The organism is Aeromonas sp. s1(2024) (assembly GCF_040908005.1).
GTDB classification, from domain to species: domain Bacteria; phylum Pseudomonadota; class Gammaproteobacteria; order Enterobacterales; family Aeromonadaceae; genus Aeromonas; species Aeromonas caviae.
The window spans coordinates 47420-63777 of sequence record NZ_JBFOCW010000068.1; the positions used below are offsets into that span (position 1 = coordinate 47420).

The following is a 16358-nucleotide window of genomic DNA, read 5'->3' on the forward strand; positions in this document are numbered from 1 at the left end:
AGGGGGCAAGACCGGCACGCTGTCCGGTCTTGCCAGGCCGTCTGCCTCAGAGCTGCTTGTAGAAGAACTGGGTGGCGGCGAGGGTGCCGTCCCCATTGCGGGCGAAGTCCGGGATCTGGCCGGCCTCCTGATAGCCGAGCTGGCGATAGAGGCTGGAGGCCACGTCGCCGACCCGGGTATCCAGCACCAGCAAGGTACGCCTGGCGTCCCGGGCCCCTTGCTCCATGGCGTTCATCAGGGCGCGGCCCACCCCCTTGCCACGGGCCTGGCTGTGGACCATCAGCTTTTCCACTTCGGCCCTGTGGCCCCCGTTGGCCTTTGTGCACAGGGAGAGCTGCAGGGCGCCCACCAGATGGTGCTGATCAAACGCCACCCAGAGCTTGCGCACTCCATCCGCCAGCTCCCCCTCGATGCCTTGCCAGTACGCCAGCCCCTGCTCTTCCTGCAGGGGAGGCAGAAAGCCCACCGAGGCACCGCTGGCCACGCAATCTTGCAGCAGGGCGATCAGCGCCGGTTTGATGCCTCTGGTGCTCTCGACCTCAAGGATCTCCATTGAATGTCCTCATCTTCTCTCTTGGCCCACGTGGGGGATTAACGTCTCGGGCGCGGACTCTCCTGCCGGTGCTATTATCATCCGGTCAGGTGCGCCGTCTCTTAATGGATCAGTCCCTGCGCTGCCAGCCACTGGAACAGCAGGCGGGAGACGGGGGAGACTTCGGCCAGGTGGCGGCTGTCCAGCCAGCGCAGCTCGGCGATCTCCGCCGAGGCGACGGGCGTGCCGTCGGCGTCCCCCGTGTAGCAACGCAGATTGACATTCACCCCTTGCGGCTTGCCGTCCGCCTGGGCGCTGAACTCGCAGGCGAACGCCAGGGTGTCGGGTTTCAGGATGACCGCGAGCTCTTCCTCGATTTCACGAACGAGGGCCGCCTCGTCGCTCTCGCCCGGCTCGCGCTTGCCCCCCGGAATGTAGTAGATGTCCTTGCCGTGGGAGCGGGCGCACAGCAGTTGTCCCTCCTTGAAGGTCAGCCAGGCGAGTTTGTCGATCATGGGCAGATTCCTCTTGTTGCCGCTTGTCAAAGGGGGGGGCTCGCTGCTCGCACAGGGTGCGATAGGAGCGGGTTTCCCGCATCTCGGGCGCCAGTCCCAGCCGGCTAGCCAGCGCCAGCAACTGCGCGCGGTAGGCGGGCAGGGCGGTCTCGTCGTCAGTCATGATGGCGAGCTCGGCAAAATCACCGACGCCTGCCAGGTGATCCACCGTGACGTGGAAGGCCCCCAGAAAATAGATGCTGCGCCGCTTGTCGATGGTCAGCACCGGCTGGTAGCCCAGGGTGCGCACCATGCTGGCCGCCTTGTCCGCATCGGTGATGTTGACCGCCTCGCAGCGATCGGGTCCGGGTCCTTTGACTATCCAGAGCCGGATGCCGCTGGGGGCCATGGTGCGGATGATCAGGCTCTTCTCTGCCCGGGCCAGGGCGCCATCTGCCGTGTCGAAGTAGCAGTCCTGCTCATGATTGTCCGCCACCATCACCTCGGGGCTGAGGGCCGTGAGGGTATGCACAAAGGCGGCGCTGTCCGTCAGGCGGTATTTGAACTCCACCTCGAAGCGCCCCTGAAAGTGGGTGGCCATGGCCTTGCGACGGCTCCCGAACGGCAAATGAATAGGGCAGCCTAGCAAAAGTGCCGGGCTCTCCCAAGCATCGGGATCACAGCTTCGCATCGACTGCCGACTTTATGACCAGATGGTGAGGGGAAATCCGCCCTGGTGCACAGCTTGTGGCCCGGTGGCTGGGCGCCGTACGGGGGCTGTGCTCTAATAAGCTCCCTCTTTGGCGGTATTTCCGCCCTGAACAACGACAACGAGGCGGCGGCCCCGGCCGCGCCAGTGGAGCCACAGATGCAGATCACCTCACAGCCCCCCTTTATCGGACTGGGCGTGGCGGGCAACTTCGCCGGTCACCTGGAGCAGGCAGGGGAGGCGGCGGACTTCGTCGCCGTCAAGGTTGACGACAAGGTCGCCCCCAAGGCGCTGTTCCCCTTCTATGTGCCGAACCATCCCGGCCAGCTCGGGGTCTTTCCCCTGAGCGGCGATGCCATCTTCCTGCCGGAGGCGGCGGTGAGCGGGGACGAGAAGGTGCAGATTGAACCCGAGGTGGCACTGTGGTGCGAGCTGGAGTACGCGGGGGAGCAGGTGGTGGCCATCCATCCCAAGGCGTTTGGCGCCTACAACGACTGCTCCATCCGTCGCCCCAATGCCAACAAGATCAGCGAGAAGAAGAACTGGGGTGAAGAGAGCAAGGGGCTGGCCGCGAACCTGCTGCCCCTGACCCACTTTGCCGCAGGATGCGAGCTCGATGACTACCGCATCGCCTGCTATCTGGAGCGGGACGGGGAGCTGCACCCCTACGGGATCGACAGCGCGGCGGTGGACTACAGCTACTTCCACGGTCAGTTGCTGGCGTGGGCCATCGACAAGTTCAACCATCAGCAGGACGAAGGCCCGGCCGAGCATATCCAGGGGCTGCTGGCCCAGGCGGGGCGCCCGGCCCATGCGCTCATCAGCATTGGCGCCACCCGCTACACCCCCTTTGGCGAGACACACTTCCTCGCTCCCGGTGACACCGCCTGCGTGGTGGTCTACCCCGCCAGTCGCTACAGCGAGAGCGACATTCGCGAAGCCATCGCGACCCGCCGCGTTGGCGCCGATGTCTCTGTCCTGCTCCAGGCGGTCAAGACCCGTTGATCGCGATGCCTTCCCAACCTGGGGAGGCATCTTCTTTCTCTATTATGCCTGCGCACACTCCATGCTGGCGTCATGCATGATCAGCCGAAAGAGGAGTGGCAGATCAGGTGGGTTGCCATGGTGGTGATCAGAGAGTGCAGGGAGCAGGATCTGGCGGCTTGCTCAGCCTTTACGCCGAGCTCAGACCACGGGATCCCGTGATGCCGCTTTCCATGGCGAGGGAGACGCTCGCGAGCCTGCTGGCCAGGCCCGAGGTGCGGATCATCGTGGCGAAGGTGGGCGGTGAGCTCGCCGCCACCTGCCAGCTCGGGGTGATCCCGACCCTGAGCAACGGCGGCAGGCCCTTTGGCATCATAGAGCACGTGGTAACGGCCTCTGCGTTCCGACGCCAGGGGCTGAGCCAGAAGGTGCTTGAACAGGCGCTCTCCCTGGCCTGGGGGCTGGATGGCTACAAGGTGATGCTGCTCTCGGGGGAAGGGCGCGATGAAGCCCATCGCCTCTATGAGAAGCTGGGCTTCAAGGCGGGCATCGAGAAGGGGTTTGTCATCAAGCAGGCAGAGGCCCAGGGCTGCACCTTGACGAGGTTCGGCCCCAAGGCTTAGCATCGGCGCTTTTGCCATAAATTGAGCCAACAATTCATGAAGATAGAACCAGCACAAACCGAGGATTACCCGGCCCTGATCGCTCTCTGGGAGGCCTCGGTACGCGCTACCCATCACTTCCTGCAAGAGGAAGACATCGCCACCCTCAAGCCTCTCATCCTCGAACACTATTTCGATGCCGTGCGCCTTTATTGCGCCAGGCAGGATGGCGTGATCGTCGGTTTTATCGGGGTGGCTGAGGGCAATATCGAGATGCTGTTCATCGCTCCCGAGGCGAGAGGGGGCGGGGTCGGCCGCCAGCTGGTGGACCACGCCATCCGTTGTCTGGGGGCGACTCGCGTGGACGTCAACGAACAGAATGCCCAGGCTGTCGGCTTCTACCAGCACCTGGGCTTCGAGGTGACGGGGCGCTCCCCCCTGGATGGCCAGGGCAAGCCCTATCCCCTGCTGCACATGGCCTTGGCCGCCGGTTAAGGGCGCCAGAGCATAAAAAAACCGCCCTCGGGCGGTTTTTTGTTGTTCAGGACGCAGTGCTCGCGCCGCCTCACTCCTCGTTGGAGTTGTCCTGATAGTCGCCCCGCTGGGCCTTGGGCAGGCGGCGCATGGGGGCGAAACCGATGTCCTCGCCCACCACTTCCCGCTTGCGGGACTTGTTTTGCGCAGGCTGGGCCGGCTTCTTGGCGCCATCCCCCTTGCCTTTCCCGGCGGCGGGTTTGCCCTTGGCGTTGGCATGGCCACGGGCGCGGGGCGGGTTTTGCACCGGCTTGCTGCCCGGCAGGGTCTGGCGGCTCGGCTTGCCGCTCGGCTCGTACCCTTCCAGGATCTCCACGGTCAGGGATTGGCCGATCAGCGCCTCGATCTCCTTGAGCTGACCCAGCTCGTCCTGGCTCACCAGGGAGATGGCCTCGCCGCCGCGCCCGGCACGGCCGGTGCGGCCGATGCGGTGGATGTAATCCTCCGCCATCTGGGGCAGCTCGAAGTTGATCACGTGGGGCAGCTGATCGATGTCCAGACCCCGTGCGGCGATATCGGTGGCAACCAGCACCCGCACCTTGCCTTCACGAAAATCCGCCAGCGCCCGGTTGCGGGCCCCCTGGCTCTTGTCACCGTGGATGGCGACCGTATCCAGGCCATCTTTCTGCATCTGCTGGGCGAGCCTGTCGGCAATCTGCTTGGTGCGCACGAACACCAGCACCCGCTGCCAGTTGCCACGGCCAATCATGTGGGAGAGCATCTCCCGGCGGCGTTCCCGATCGACCTGGATGATGCGCTGGCTTACCTGCTCGGCGGCGGTGTTGCTGGGATCCACCTCGATGAGGGTGGGATCCTTGAGCAGATCGTCCGCCAGCGCCTTGATGTCATTGGAGAAGGTGGCGGAGAAGAGCAGGGTCTGACGCTCCTCCGGCAGGGCCTTCATGATGCGGCGAATGTCGGTGATGAACCCCATGTCGAGCATTCTGTCCGCTTCATCCAGCACCAGCACCTCGAGGGCGCTCAGGGTCAGGGCGCCCTGGGTCAGCAGATCCAGCAGGCGGCCCGGGGTGGCGACCAGGATGTCGACCCCGAGCTTGATGGCGTCCAGGTTCGGCTTGATGCTGACGCCGCCATAGGCGATCAGGGTACGAAACGGCAGGTGGTGGGCATATTTGATGATGCTCTCGCCCACCTGGGCGGCCAGCTCCCGGGTCGGGGTCAGCACCAGGGCTCGCACCTGGCGACGACCGCCACGGCCGTGGTTGGCCAGCAGTCGATGAAGCATGGGCAGGGTGAAACCGGCCGTCTTGCCCGTGCCTGTCTGGGCGCCGCCCAGCACGTCCTGCCCGGCCAGGATGGCGGGAATGGCTTGCTGCTGGATGGGGGTGGGTTGTTCGTAACCCAGCTCCTTGACGGCCCGCAGGATGTGCGGTGACAGACCCAGTTCATTGAATGACATGTTCGAGGGACACTCCGAGCCTTGGGCTCAACGGGTGACGGCAGCCTTGGTCCGTCACGACATGGAAAATAGGGTGGGCCGCCATCGAGGCTGGGCCTGAGCCCGGCAAAGCGACCGCACAAGAGACAGTGGGCGCGTAATATAGCAGATGCGAGGCGCACGCGCAGCAGCCGTGTCGCGAGCAGGGTTGCCACGGCCATCCCGGCAGGGAAAGGCCAGGGGGCGCTAAGAGGGGCCCCCCTGGCCTCGGCGCACGCCCGTCAGAGCAGTCCCTCGATGGCCTGCACCAGATCCTCCGGCCTGGTCTGGGGGGCGAAGCGGTCCATCACCCGGCCTTCACGGTCAATCAGGAACTTGGTGAAGTTCCACTTGATGGCCTCGCTGCCAAGGAGTCCGGGCTTTTGCTCCCTGAGCCAGCGATAGAGGGGGTGGGCCCCGGCGCCGTTGACCTCGCACTTGGCCATCAGGGGGAAGCTGACAGGGTAGTCGAGCGAGCAGAAGCGGGCGATCTCCTCGGCATCGCCCGGCTCCTGATGGCCGAACTGATCGCAGGGAAAGCCCAGGATCTCGAAGCCTTGGGGGCCGAACTGGCGATAGAGGGCCTCAAGCCCGGTGTATTGGGGGGTAAAACCGCAGCGGCTTGCCACGTTGACCACTAGCACGACACGGCCCTGCAGATCGGCGGTGGACCAGGCCGTGCCATCGAGTCGTTGCAGGGGGATGAGGGGCAGGGGCATGGTTTCTCCTGATGCAAGAGGGGCGACAAGGCGCCCGGGGACAATCCTTGCACGTTAACGGGCCGAGGGCCGGGGAGCAAGGGGGAGGGCGTCTGTTCCCCCCAGACTCCTATTGATGGCGGGACTTCTCAAGAGAAGCAATCCGGTTTGTGCCGATGGTCCGAAGTCGCTACAAAGCGCACTCTCTCCCCTCGCTGCGAGCCTATCTTGGATTATCAAGCCGTCATGGATGCCATCTACACCCGGGGTTGGGTGATAGTGGATGATTTTTTAACCGCCGCCGAGGTGGATGCCCTCAAGGCCTGCCTGCCGGACGAGTGGCGACCGGCGGGGATCGGGCGCGAGACCCTGCATCAGGACAACCGCGATATCCGTCGGGATCAGATCCACTGGCTCGACGCCTCCCTCGGCGCGCCGGTGGCCGACTATCTGGCCCGGATGGAGTCCCTGCGTCTGGCCGCCAATCGCAGCCTGATGCTGGGGCTGTTCGACTACGAGGCCCACTTTGCCCGCTACCGTCAGGGGGACTTCTACGTCACCCATCGCGACGCCTTCGCCGGGCGATCCAACCGCCGGCTCACCTCGGTGTTCTACCTGAACAACGACTGGCAGCCAGAGGCGGGGGGAATATTGCGGGTCTATGACGACAGCGAGCAGTTTCTGATGGATGTCTCCCCCCGGGGCGGGCGGCTGGTGCTCTTCCTGTCTGAAGAGTTTCCCCACGAGGTGCTGCCCGCAAGCCGGGAGCGCTACAGCATTGCCGGCTGGTTTCGGGTCAACGGCAATGGCGCCGGGCGGGTCGATCCCCCCCGCTGAGCGCATTTCATCCTGTTTCTGACACAGGAAGAGACTTTTATCTGTCCGGGCAGGGGGAGGTGCGCCCCATCGGCTGACAAGGCTTCCCCTCCCTTGCTACACTGCCCGCACTTATGTTCGTTTCTGGCTTCGTCCGGTTTTCATGCGGTTGGGTTTGACATGGTGATGACGAAGCCGCTTCTCCCAAGGGATCACATCTAATGAAGAACATGCATGTCTTGCTGCTGTGCGGCGGTGGCGGCTCCGAGCACGAAGTCTCGCTGCGCAGCGCCAATTTCCTCGAAAAACAGCTCGGGCTCCTGCCCGGTATCGAAGTGACCCGGGTCGAGATGTTTGCCGACCGCTGGCTCTCCGCCGACGGTCGCGAGTGCAAGCTGGGGCTGGACAAGCTGCTCTCGTTCGACAGCGTGGCCCGTCCGGTGGACTACGTGGTGCCCTGCATCCACGGCTATCCCGGTGAGACCGGCGATCTGCAATCCTTCCTCGAGCTGGCCGGCCTGCCTTATCTGGGTTGTGACGCCGAGGCGAGCAAGGTGTGCTTCAACAAGATCACCACCAAGCTGTGGCTCACCGCCATCGGCATCCCCAATACCCCCTACCTGTTCCTGACCGAGCAAGGCGAGGCGAGCCTGATCGAGGCGAAAGCGGCGCTGGCCAAGTGGGGCAAGGTCTTCATCAAGGCGGCCTCCCAGGGCTCTTCCGTGGGTTGCTACTCCGCCAGCAACGAGGCAGACCTGGTGAAGGGTATTGCCGATGCCTTCGGTTACTCCGAGCAGGTATTGATCGAAAAAGCGGTCAAGCCCCGCGAGCTGGAAGTGGCGGTCTACCAGTATGGTGACGAGCTGGTGGCCACCTATCCGGGGGAGATCTGCGTACCCCAGGACAAGTTCTACACCTATGAAGAGAAGTACAGCAGTGCCAGTCACACCGAGACCGCGCTCAAGGCCGAGGGACTGACTCAGGCGCAGGCTGACGCCATTCACGAGTACGCGCTCAAGGCGTTCCGTCAGCTCAAGCTGACCCACCTGTCGCGCATCGACTTCTTCCTGACCGAAGAGGGGGAGATTTTGCTCAACGAGATCAACACCTTCCCGGGCATGACCTCCATCTCCATGTTCCCGAAACTGCTGGAGCACCACGGCCACAGCTTCGCGCACTATCTGGAGCAGATCCTGCGAAAGGCGGTCTGATGTCGCCAGACCCGGTTGCAACGGATGGTGAGTAGGGGCCTCAGGGCCCCTTTTTTCATGGGGGGAAGCGGGCAGAGCGCGGGGAGGGAAGGGGGCAGGGCGCCGCCCGGCAAGCCTTGCCGCCAGGAGGGCGCGCCGTTACAATCAGCCCCCTTTTGTCCCGCCACAGGCACCGTCAGAGCCGCGTTCCATGAAGCCCATCCCCGATCACGCCGTCAACCGCCTGCGCATCTGGCGCAAGAGCGTCTCGACCCGACCCTTTCTTGCCCGTGGCGGCAGCGTGCCACGCTGTGATGCCTGCCAGCTGCGCCACGACTGGTGTGCCTGCGACTGGCGCCCGGCGCTCAAGGCCGAGGCCGGTTTCTGCCTCATGATGTATGACAGCGAGCCCATGAAGCCCTCCAACACCGGGCGCCTCATCGCCGACGTGCTGCCGGACTCCACCTGGGCCTTTCTCTGGTCGCGTACCGAACCCCATCCCGAGCTGCTGGCCCTGCTGGCGGATCCCGCCTGGCAGCCCTACTTGGTCTTTCCCGCCTGCGAGAAAGCGCCCGACCGCCTGACCGGCGAGGTGGTACTGGCCCCCGGCAAGAAGCCGCTGTTCATCCTGCTGGACGGCACCTGGCCCGAGGCGCGCAAGATGTTCAACAAGAGTCCCTATCTGGACGGCTTCCCGGTGCTCGCCATCAAGCCGGATGCGCTCTCTACCTACGGCATGCGCGTCGCCCACAGCGACGAGCACCTGTGCACCGCCGAGGTGGCCGCCTGCGTGCTGGAAGTGGCCGGGGAGCTGCGGGCGGGACAGGCGCTGCAGCTCTGGTTCAATCTCTTCAGCAGCCGCTACATGGCTGGCCGGGTTAGCCGTGCACCCGGTGCTGATGAAGGGCCCCTGCTGGAGGGGCTGGAGGCCATCAAGGGCCAGAGCCGCGCTCTGGATTAATCCTCATCAGCAGCCGCTACATGGCTGGCCGGGTAAGCCGTGCGCCCGGTGAGGATGAAGCGCCCCTGCTGGAGGGGCTGGAGGCCATCAAGGGCCAGAGCCGCGCTCTGGATTAATCCTCATCAGCAGCCGCTACATGGCTGGCCGGGTAAGCTGTGCGCCCGGTGCTGATGAAGCGCCCCTGTTGCAGGGGGTGGAGGCCATCAAGGGCCAGAGCCGCGCTCTGGATTAATCCTCATCAGCAGCCGCTAGATGGCTGGCCGGGTAAGCCGTGCACCCGGCGAGGATGAAGCGCCCCTGTTGCAGTGGGTGGCGGCTATCAAAGCACAGGCCCTCTCGCACGCTGATTAATGAAAATAAGGAATTAGTTGGCTGCCATTGTTTCGTTGGCTTCATGAGCCCGCCCTCGCTAGGATAGCGACCTGTTGACTCCTTCAGGCTCCAGGCCATGCCGGGCGCCGCCAATCACACGAGGTCTATGGATGGAACTGGAACTGCTCACCCTGGTCGCCCTGTTCGGGGTGGCCCTCATCGCCGGCTTTATCGATGCCATCGCCGGGGGCGGAGGGCTCTTGACGGTGCCGGCCCTGCTGGCCACCGGCATGCCGCCGGCCCTGGTGCTTGGCACCAACAAGTTGCAGAGCAGTTTCGGTTCTTTCTCCGCCACCTGGTTTTATGCCCGCAAGGGGCTCCTTGAGTGGGCCATCATCTGGCCGGCTGTCATCTGCACCTTCATCGGGGCGGCCATCGGCACCCTGGCGGTGCAGACCATCGATGCCGCCATCCTGGAGCGGCTGCTCCCCTTCCTGCTGATGGCGTTTGCCTGCTACTTCTACTTCTCCCCCAGGGTGAGCGATGCGGAGAGCCAGCGCCGCCTCACCCCCATGGCGTTCGCCCTGCTGGTGGGAGGGGGCGTGGGCTTTTATGACGGCTTCTTCGGGCCGGGCACGGGGTCGTTTTTTGCCATCGGTTTCGTGGCCCTGGCGGGCTTCGGCATGGCGCGGGCCACCGCCCACACCAAGCTGCTCAACTTCACCTCCAACATCGCTTCTCTGCTCTTCTTCACCCTGGGGGGCAAGGTGGTGTGGAGCGTGGGGCTGTGCATGGCGCTGGGGCAGTTCATCGGGGCGCGCATGGGCTCCAAGCTGGTGCTCAAGAAAGGGGTGAAGCTCATCAAGCCGCTGCTGGTGACCGTCTCCCTGGTGATGTCCGCCAAGCTGGTGTGGAGCCAGTACCCCGAGCTCTTTGCCTGGTTGGGCTGAGCCGGTACCCGCCATGACGAGGGCCCGATCGCAGATCGGGCCCTCTTGCGTTTCAGCCCAGTGCCGAAAGTTGCCGGAAATGGGCTTGCAGCGCCTGCACCAGGCGGGCAATGCGATCGCGCTTGAGGCTGTTTGGCCGATAGACCAGGTGGAGCGGGCGGCCCAGTCCCGGCAGGGGGCGTGCCTGTGTCCCCTGCTCACCCACCAGCGCCAGCAGGCCGGCGGGCAGGAGCACGGGGCCAATGCCTGCCTTGGCCAGCTCGATCAGTGCCAGGTAGGAATCGAGCTCCATGGCGGGGATAAGCCCGAGGGCGGCCAGGGGCTCGCGCAGATAGCGGTTGGAGGGGTTCTCCAGATCCATGGTCAGGATATTGCGCACCTTGCCCTGCATCCCCTTACTCACGTCGCCTTCAGTCAGTTGCTTGCTGGTCACAGTTTCTTGCAAGGCGCTCTGGTGATCCGGCTGCGCCGCCTCATCCAGAGCGTCCCCCACCAGATAGAAGGGCTCCTCCAGCAGCCGTTCGGCACACAGCCCATGGCCCGGCGGCAGGCGACCGGCGCAGATCCCGAGCAGGGCATCCCCGCCGCGCACCCGGGCCAGAATGACCGGGGTGTGGTGGGTAGAGAGGGCAATGTGGGGATCCCGTTCAAGGTAGGCGTGCATGAAGCGGGCGAGGTAGCCCGCCAACAGGGTTTCGGAGCAGGCGATGGACAGAGGGGTCTGATCCGTGAGGATCTGGCTGTCCGCCAGCACCCCCTTCATTTCGGCGAGGCTCGGGGCTACCCGGGCGAGCAGTTCACGGGCCTGGGGAGTGAGGCGGATATGACGGCCATCCGGCTCGATGAGCTTCTTGCCAAGGCGCTGCTCCAGCTGGGCGATGCGCTTGCTGACCGCCGACTGACTGATATAGAGGCGGCTTGCAACCTTGGCCATGGTGCCCTCGCTTGCCAGCAGGCAGAGTGTCTCCAGCCCTTCCAGTAACATGCGTCCTCCCTCCTCGTGTGTTGGACGCGGTTACCTTAGGGGCTGGTGGCATCAGGGGCAAGTACCGTTTGCGGCCCTTGATAGCGGCCAGCGCCACGCCTTGACGGGGGGCGCGAAGATCACCAGGTTGCCAATGAGACTCACCACCACGCCGACGATGGAGACCGTCTGCCAGACAAAGCCTTCATAGAAGGTGGAGAGGGTGAGGGCCACCAGGGGGAAGAGCACGGTGGCGTAGGCCGCCTTGCTGGCACCGATGCGCCCCACCAGGGTGAGGTAGGCGGTGAAGGCGATGACGGAGCCGAAGATGGCCAGATAGACCATGGCGGCGAGGTAGCGCGGGTCGGTGGGCAGGGTGAGTGACTGACCGAGTACCGTGACCCAGCCCAGCAGCAGCGCCACGCCGTAGACCATGCCCCAGGGTACCATCTGCAATACGTGATAGCCCTGGCGCTGTCCCCGGGCGGAGACCAGGTTGCCCAGGGAGAAGCAGAGAGTGCCGGCGCAGGCAAAGAGCAAGCCCTTCCAGCCGTTTGCACCCAGTTGCGCATCCGCCAGCACCGGCCAGAAGAGCAGCAGGGTGCCAAGCAGCCCCAGCAACGATCCTTGCAGCCAGCGCAGGCCCGGTCGTTTACCCTCGAACAGCCAGAGATTGAGGCCGTTGAAGATGCTGGCGCTGGCGAAAATCACCGCCGACAGACCGCTCGGGATATAGAGGGTGGCGTGGTAGAAACAGAGGAAGTTGGTGGAAAAGAGCAACGCGCCGAGCAGGGCTGCATAACGCTGGCCCGCCCAGGGCAGGCGCGGAAACTTGCCGCTCACCGTGAGCAGGGTGAACAGGGCCAGGGCCGCCAGGGCGAAACGATAGAGCACCGAGACCTCGATGGGGATGGGGCCGAGCTGCCAGGCGATGGCAATCCAGGTGCTGCCCCAGATGAGGACGGTGGAAACATAGAGCATCAGATTCATGGTGTGATCCCATCAAGAGAAGATGATGTGATCAGCATGAACCGGGAGGCGGGGTGCCGGCTTGCACCATCTTGCGGTTTTTTCAACGGAGGCGCAGCCTTTGACCATGAGGCGCGATAAGATGGCGACAGGAAAGGGGCGGGAGAGGGACGCAAGCGTGCAGCATGCCATGCAGCAGACAAGACAGGCGGGGGTCTTTGATGCCCTGGTGAGCACCGGTGCCAGACTGGAGGACTCCTGCTGGCTGGAGCCCGGGCTCGGGGTGGCGAGCTGGTGCAACCGCTACGATCAGACCCGCTACCACAAGCCGGGCAACCACACCATCAGCGTCTACCTGCAGGGGGGCGAGCAGACCGAGCGGCTGGACGGCCCCGGTGGCCATGGTGGTGCCGGCAAGGTGTGCATCATGCCGGATCACCACAGGTCCGAGTGGTTGGTGCGCGAGGAGTTTCGCTTCTTCCACCTCTACTTCACCCCCGCCCACTTCACCCGCATCGCCGAGCAGGCGTGTGACAAGGAGGGGCGTCATCTGCAACTGGAAGACAAGACCTTCATCGACGATCCCCAGGCGGTGGCCCTGGTGCAGGGGCAATTGATGAAGCTGGACTGGCAGCACGGCATCGATCGCATGGCGCTCTCCCACGGTGCCTGGATGCTGATGCTGCACGCCTATCGCCATCACACCCGCGAGGCCCCGGCGCTGCCGGAAGTGCGCGGCGGCCTGGCCCCGGCCGTGGTGCGCCGGGTGCAGGAGTATCTGCAGGCTCACCTGGCCGAGCCGGTCACTCTGGGAGAGCTCGCCCGGGAGGCGGGTCTGAGCGAATACCACTTCGCCCGGATGTTCGGGCAGAGCCTGGGCTGTCCGCCCCACCGCTACCTGCTCGGGCTGCGGCTCAAGCGGGCCAAGCAGTTGCTGGCGGGAAGCGAGCCCCTGGCCAGCATCGCCGCCCAGTGCGGCTTCTCCTCCCAGGCCCATTTTGGCAACCGCTTTCGGGAGGCGTTCGGCCTGAGCCCGGGCCAGTGGCGAGCCCAGTTGTCATTCTCCTGTCACAGATAACCCTGAGACTCTGGGCAAAAGAGGTGTACCCTCTGTCTCTTGTCCATTGAAAGGAATGCCCATTGAATCATCGCAAACGTCAGACCCGTACTCGCCATCTCTGGTTCAACCACTGGAATGCCCCCCTCTATCGCGCCACCCAGCCGACGCCGCCCGAACCGCTCGTTCCTCACAGTTCCCGCTGAAAACGCCGTAACCCGATAGGATTTTTCCGGCAACTTTGCCACTATTGCGCCATCAGGATGGACTGGATATGGCCGCATGTTTCTGGAACGCATTGAAGTCAAAGGTTTTCGCGGAATAAATCGCCTCTCCCTCGGGCTGGACAACACCACTGTGCTCATCGGCGAAAACGCCTGGGGCAAATCCAGCCTGCTGCGGGCCCTCTGGTGCCTGCTGGGGGATGCCGAGCCCTATCAATTTGGTCAGGATGATTTTCATCGGCCGGAAGATCCCGAGCTCGAACCCTCGCGCACGCTGCAACTGGTGCTCACCTTCAGCGAGTATCGTCCCCAGATGTGCCAGCACTCCCGCCGTCTGGCCCGCCTCGGGGCGGCCTGGATCCCGCACAAGGACAAGTTCCACCGGGTGCATTATCGTGCCAGTGCCGAGTTGCAGGACGATGGCAGCGTGCTCACCACCCACGACTTTCTCGACGGCATCGGCAAGAGCCTGACCATCGACAACAACGAGGCGCTGGTGCGTCTGCTCATCACCATGAATCCGGTGTTCAGGCTGCGGGATGCCCGTACCGCCAGGGATGGTATCGAGCGGCTGCCCTGGGGGGATCTGTGCGAGCAGCGGCTGGACGAGCTGGCCGGCAAGCTCACCGATGAGCCCCAGCGCATCGGCGAGCCAGAACTCAAGGAGGCGCTGCAGGCGGTGCAGCAGTTGATGGAGCACTACTTCAGCGCCCTGGCGCCCATCAAGCACAAGCCTCGCAGCCAGCGGGATATCGTCAATCGCCCCATGACCCTGCGCAATCCCGGCAACCTGCAGGTGCTGCTGCGCAATGCGGACAACCGGGCGCTGCAGCTGGCCATGGCGGGCATGGCGGCCATGCTGCTCCACGCCCGGGGCAACCGGGAGCTGGAGGAGGGGGCCAGACCCATACTGATGCTGGAAGACCCCGAGAGTCGCCTGCATCCCACCATGCTGGCCCTGGCCTGGGGTCTGCTGGAGCAGTTGCCCGGCCAGAAGCTGCTCACCACCAACTCGGGGGACCTGCTCTCCTCCTTGCCCCTCAATCAGGTGCGCCGTCTGGTGCGCCGCCAGCAGGACATCCTCTGCCATCAGTTGGGAGGGGAGCGCTACAGCAGCGACGATCTGCGCAAGATTGCCTTCCATGTGCGCATCAACAGGCCCATGTCGATGTTTGCCCGCTGCTGGTTGCTGGTGGAAGGGGAGACCGAGATCTGGCTGCTCTCGGAGCTGGCCCAGATCTGCGGCTACAGCCTGCGGGCGGAGGGGGTGCGCATCATCGAGTTCGCCCAGTGCGGCCAGGCTCCTCTCATCAAGGTGGCCCGGGACTTTGGCATAGAGTGGCACCTGCTCACCGACGGTGACGAGGCGGGTGCCAAGTATGCGAGTTCCGCTCGCTCCCTGCTCAAGGGGGAGCGCGAGCGGGATCGGCTGACCCAGTTGCCGGCGGCAGACATAGAGCACTACCTCTACCAGAACGGGTTCGAGGGGGTGTTCCGGCGTGAGGCGGGGGTCGGGGGGCGCTCCACCCTCAACGCCGGGCGCATCATCGCCAAGGCGATCCACCATCGCAGCAAGCCAGGCATGGCCCTGGCGGTGGTGGAGGAGGCGGAGCGCCTCGGCAGCGAGCACATTCCCCCTGTGCTCAAGCAGATGTTTGCCCGGGTGGTTGCCCTTGCCCGGGGACAAAGCTGACCGGCGACGTTGGGAAGACGGAGGGAGTTTGGATATACTCCCTGCCTCTTGTCCTTCCTTACCCTGTGATGGGTGCACCCGCACCCGGACTGCTGCCGGAGACCCTATGTTCGTCCAACTTCCTTTTTGGCTCTTTCCCCTGACCGGTCTGATGGCCCTGGGGGCCCTGATCGCTGTGGGGCTCGTCCTGTGGCGCGGGGATCTCTGCCCGGGCCAGCGCTCGCGGATCACTACCCAGCTCTTCTCGGTCTGGGTGATCACCGGGCTCTCTCTGATGCTGGCGGTGGAGGCCAAGGTTGCGGGCTGGCTCATCTGGAGTGGGGGGGCCGCCCTGGTGCTCGGTATCGTGCTCTCCCTGGTCCAGTCTCGCCTGGAGGGCAAGCGCGCCATCCCCGCCACCCTGCTGTGGTTGCCCGCCATGCCGCTCGCCCTCTACGGGCTGGGTCTGATGCAGATCCAGGGCTGGCTCGGCGGCCTGCTGCAGATGGTACTGCTGGGGTCGGCCTTTGCCCACCTGATGCTGCTGCGTGCCCGCCACCGCCTGCAAGCCTTCAATCTGCTGCTGCCCCTGGCGGGGCTCGTCTCCGCCATCCTGAGTCTTATCTGGCTGGCGGTGCTGGTGGGTTGGCAGGGGAGCAGCGCCGGGCTCGACCCGCTGATCCCCGGGGTAGTGACCCAGGCTGGCCTGCTGGTCGCAGCCCTGTTGCTCTGGTTCAGCCCCATCTACCGTCAGCAGGAGACGGCCCCCGTGGTGGTCTCCGTGACCCTGTGCGGCCTCATCATCGCCCAGATTGCGGCGACCAGCGTGTTGCACCAGCTGGCCTGATCCCGGCGCATTCTCCCGCCCGCACCTTGTCGTGCGGGCTTTTTTATGGGAAAGAGGGTAAAGGCGGGGAGGGGCCTGAGGGGGAAGAGATCGCTAGCTGCCTGAAAAAACTGCGATTTGTTGCAAAAGAGCGCAGTATGTGACGGTTTAATCCCCGAATAAACTTTTTTTAGGATATTTACTTGCAATCTCAGCGTTGGCGCCTATTATGGGCGACCTCGGACGCGGGGTGGAGCAGCTCGGTAGCTCGTCGGGCTCATAACCCGAAGGTCGTCGGTTCAAATCCGGCCCCCGCAACCAACCATTTGTGTCCATGGCAAGCGCATAGCGCAGCGGTGGAGACGAAGACAGCAAGAAGCAACTGCTCTGCTTTTTGTGGTGGCAATACAATTCGGACGCGGGGTG

Annotated in this window: 16 protein-coding genes, 1 tRNA gene and 3 pseudogenes; 13 read left to right on the forward strand and 7 right to left on the reverse strand. The window is 64.4% G+C overall.

Going from position 1 to position 16358, the window contains the following annotated elements:
• Positions 1 to 46 precede the first annotated feature (46 nt).
• From AB5Y70_RS16670 to AB5Y70_RS16680, 3 genes and pseudogenes are all read right to left on the reverse strand, one after another.
• Positions 47 to 553, reverse strand: a complete 507-nt coding sequence (locus AB5Y70_RS16670) for a GNAT family N-acetyltransferase (protein WP_010674875.1) — start codon at positions 551 to 553, stop codon at positions 47 to 49.
• 101 nt (positions 554 to 654) lie between these two features.
• Entirely contained in the window at positions 655 to 1047 is a 393-nt protein-coding gene (locus AB5Y70_RS16675; protein ID WP_010674874.1) for an NUDIX domain-containing protein, read from the reverse strand.
• A 43-nt stretch (positions 1048 to 1090) separates the two neighbouring features.
• Positions 1091 to 1627: pseudogene (locus AB5Y70_RS16680) on the reverse strand (class IV adenylate cyclase); the annotation flags it as partial.
• Positions 1628 to 1894: 267 nt separating this feature from the next.
• Here AB5Y70_RS16680 and AB5Y70_RS16685 point away from each other — a divergent pair.
• The 3 genes and pseudogenes from AB5Y70_RS16685 (at position 1895) to AB5Y70_RS16695 (ending at position 3816) form a co-directional block, all read left to right on the forward strand.
• Complete coding sequence (locus AB5Y70_RS16685; RefSeq protein WP_010674872.1) at positions 1895 to 2740, forward strand: DUF5718 family protein; 846 nt, start codon at positions 1895 to 1897, stop codon at positions 2738 to 2740.
• 117 nt (positions 2741 to 2857) lie between these two features.
• Positions 2858 to 3342: pseudogene (locus AB5Y70_RS16690) on the forward strand (GNAT family N-acetyltransferase).
• A 36-nt stretch (positions 3343 to 3378) separates the two neighbouring features.
• Complete coding sequence (locus AB5Y70_RS16695) at positions 3379 to 3816, forward strand: acetyltransferase (RefSeq protein ID WP_010674870.1); 438 nt, start codon at positions 3379 to 3381, stop codon at positions 3814 to 3816.
• Between the two features lie 70 nt (positions 3817 to 3886).
• On the opposite strand, the gene AB5Y70_RS16700 is transcribed toward AB5Y70_RS16695, so the two are convergent.
• Together AB5Y70_RS16700 and AB5Y70_RS16705 are read right to left on the reverse strand one after the other, a co-directional pair.
• Positions 3887 to 5275 (reverse strand): DEAD/DEAH box helicase, encoded by a 1389-nt coding sequence (locus AB5Y70_RS16700; protein WP_010674869.1) that lies wholly within the window; start codon positions 5273 to 5275, stop codon positions 3887 to 3889.
• A gap of 260 nt (positions 5276 to 5535) precedes the next feature.
• Positions 5536 to 6012 carry a glutathione peroxidase gene (locus tag AB5Y70_RS16705; protein ID WP_368176082.1) on the reverse strand — a complete coding sequence of 159 codons (477 nt, stop codon included), beginning with the start codon at positions 6010 to 6012 and terminating at the stop codon, positions 5536 to 5538.
• A gap of 207 nt (positions 6013 to 6219) precedes the next feature.
• Between AB5Y70_RS16705 and AB5Y70_RS16710 the strand changes: the two genes are divergently transcribed.
• From AB5Y70_RS16710 to AB5Y70_RS16730, 5 genes and pseudogenes are all read left to right on the forward strand, one after another.
• Positions 6220 to 6828 carry a 2OG-Fe(II) oxygenase gene (locus AB5Y70_RS16710; protein WP_029314582.1) on the forward strand — a complete coding sequence of 203 codons (609 nt, stop codon included), beginning with the start codon at positions 6220 to 6222 and terminating at the stop codon, positions 6826 to 6828.
• A 200-nt stretch (positions 6829 to 7028) separates the two neighbouring features.
• Complete coding sequence (locus tag AB5Y70_RS16715; RefSeq protein WP_010674866.1) at positions 7029 to 8018, forward strand: D-alanine--D-alanine ligase; 990 nt, start codon at positions 7029 to 7031, stop codon at positions 8016 to 8018.
• Positions 8019 to 8208: 190 nt separating this feature from the next.
• A complete protein-coding gene (locus tag AB5Y70_RS16720) occupies positions 8209 to 8958 on the forward strand; it encodes a tRNA-uridine aminocarboxypropyltransferase (protein WP_010674865.1) in 750 nt (249 codons plus the stop codon).
• Between the two features lie 2 nt (positions 8959 to 8960).
• Positions 8961 to 9074, forward strand: a pseudogene (locus tag AB5Y70_RS16725) (DTW domain-containing protein); the annotation flags it as partial.
• Positions 9075 to 9440: 366 nt separating this feature from the next.
• Positions 9441 to 10220 carry a TSUP family transporter gene (locus AB5Y70_RS16730; protein WP_010674863.1) on the forward strand — a complete coding sequence of 260 codons (780 nt, stop codon included), beginning with the start codon at positions 9441 to 9443 and terminating at the stop codon, positions 10218 to 10220.
• 52 nt (positions 10221 to 10272) lie between these two features.
• Here AB5Y70_RS16730 and AB5Y70_RS16735 read toward each other — a convergent pair whose 3' ends face one another.
• Together AB5Y70_RS16735 and AB5Y70_RS16740 are read right to left on the reverse strand one after the other, a co-directional pair.
• Positions 10273 to 11205, reverse strand: coding sequence for a LysR family transcriptional regulator (locus AB5Y70_RS16735; protein WP_010674862.1), 933 nt, complete (start codon positions 11203 to 11205; stop codon positions 10273 to 10275).
• A 51-nt stretch (positions 11206 to 11256) separates the two neighbouring features.
• The gene (locus tag AB5Y70_RS16740) at positions 11257 to 12174 is read right to left on the reverse strand and encodes a DMT family transporter (protein ID WP_010674861.1); all 918 of its coding nucleotides are present in this window, start codon (positions 12172 to 12174) and stop codon (positions 11257 to 11259) included.
• A gap of 169 nt (positions 12175 to 12343) precedes the next feature.
• Between AB5Y70_RS16740 and AB5Y70_RS16745 the strand changes: the two genes are divergently transcribed.
• The 5 genes from AB5Y70_RS16745 to AB5Y70_RS16765 all read left to right on the forward strand — a co-directional run bounded on the left by AB5Y70_RS16745 (position 12344) and on the right by AB5Y70_RS16765 (position 16253).
• On the forward strand, positions 12344 to 13231 hold the full coding sequence (locus AB5Y70_RS16745; RefSeq protein WP_029314580.1) for a helix-turn-helix domain-containing protein: 888 nt from the start codon (positions 12344 to 12346) through the stop codon (positions 13229 to 13231).
• Between the two features lie 62 nt (positions 13232 to 13293).
• Positions 13294 to 13416, forward strand: coding sequence for a hypothetical protein (locus AB5Y70_RS16750; RefSeq protein WP_256094327.1), 123 nt, complete (start codon positions 13294 to 13296; stop codon positions 13414 to 13416).
• A gap of 76 nt (positions 13417 to 13492) precedes the next feature.
• On the forward strand, positions 13493 to 15127 hold the full coding sequence (locus AB5Y70_RS16755; protein ID WP_010674859.1) for an ATP-dependent endonuclease: 1635 nt from the start codon (positions 13493 to 13495) through the stop codon (positions 15125 to 15127).
• 106 nt (positions 15128 to 15233) lie between these two features.
• The gene (locus AB5Y70_RS16760) at positions 15234 to 15953 is read left to right on the forward strand and encodes a hypothetical protein (RefSeq protein WP_010674858.1); all 720 of its coding nucleotides are present in this window, start codon (positions 15234 to 15236) and stop codon (positions 15951 to 15953) included.
• 223 nt (positions 15954 to 16176) lie between these two features.
• Positions 16177 to 16253: transfer RNA gene (locus AB5Y70_RS16765), tRNA-Met, on the forward strand.
• The last annotated feature ends 105 nt before the right edge of the window (positions 16254 to 16358 follow it).

Bases quoted from the DNA above. Each gene is read 5' to 3' on its own strand.
- AB5Y70_RS16705 (WP_368176082.1), bottom strand. From the start codon at position 6,012: ATGCCCCTGCCCCTCATCCCCCTGCAACGACTCGATGGCACGGCCTGG.
- AB5Y70_RS16740 (WP_010674861.1), bottom strand. From the start codon at position 12,174: ATGAATCTGATGCTCTATGTTTCCACCGTCCTCATCTGGGGCAGCACC.
- AB5Y70_RS16670 (WP_010674875.1), bottom strand. From the start codon at position 553: ATGGAGATCCTTGAGGTCGAGAGCACCAGAGGCATCAAACCGGCGCTG.
- AB5Y70_RS16695 (WP_010674870.1), top strand. From the start codon at position 3,379: ATGAAGATAGAACCAGCACAAACCGAGGATTACCCGGCCCTGATCGCT.
- AB5Y70_RS16720 (WP_010674865.1), top strand. From the start codon at position 8,209: ATGAAGCCCATCCCCGATCACGCCGTCAACCGCCTGCGCATCTGGCGC.
- AB5Y70_RS16675 (WP_010674874.1), bottom strand. From the start codon at position 1,047: ATGATCGACAAACTCGCCTGGCTGACCTTCAAGGAGGGACAACTGCTG.
- AB5Y70_RS16760 (WP_010674858.1), top strand. From the start codon at position 15,234: ATGTTCGTCCAACTTCCTTTTTGGCTCTTTCCCCTGACCGGTCTGATG.
- AB5Y70_RS16700 (WP_010674869.1), bottom strand. From the start codon at position 5,275: ATGTCATTCAATGAACTGGGTCTGTCACCGCACATCCTGCGGGCCGTC.
- AB5Y70_RS16755 (WP_010674859.1), top strand. From the start codon at position 13,493: ATGTTTCTGGAACGCATTGAAGTCAAAGGTTTTCGCGGAATAAATCGC.
- AB5Y70_RS16685 (WP_010674872.1), top strand. From the start codon at position 1,895: ATGCAGATCACCTCACAGCCCCCCTTTATCGGACTGGGCGTGGCGGGC.
- AB5Y70_RS16715 (WP_010674866.1), top strand. From the start codon at position 7,029: ATGAAGAACATGCATGTCTTGCTGCTGTGCGGCGGTGGCGGCTCCGAG.
- AB5Y70_RS16745 (WP_029314580.1), top strand. From the start codon at position 12,344: ATGCAGCAGACAAGACAGGCGGGGGTCTTTGATGCCCTGGTGAGCACC.
- AB5Y70_RS16730 (WP_010674863.1), top strand. From the start codon at position 9,441: ATGGAACTGGAACTGCTCACCCTGGTCGCCCTGTTCGGGGTGGCCCTC.
- AB5Y70_RS16735 (WP_010674862.1), bottom strand. From the start codon at position 11,205: ATGTTACTGGAAGGGCTGGAGACACTCTGCCTGCTGGCAAGCGAGGGC.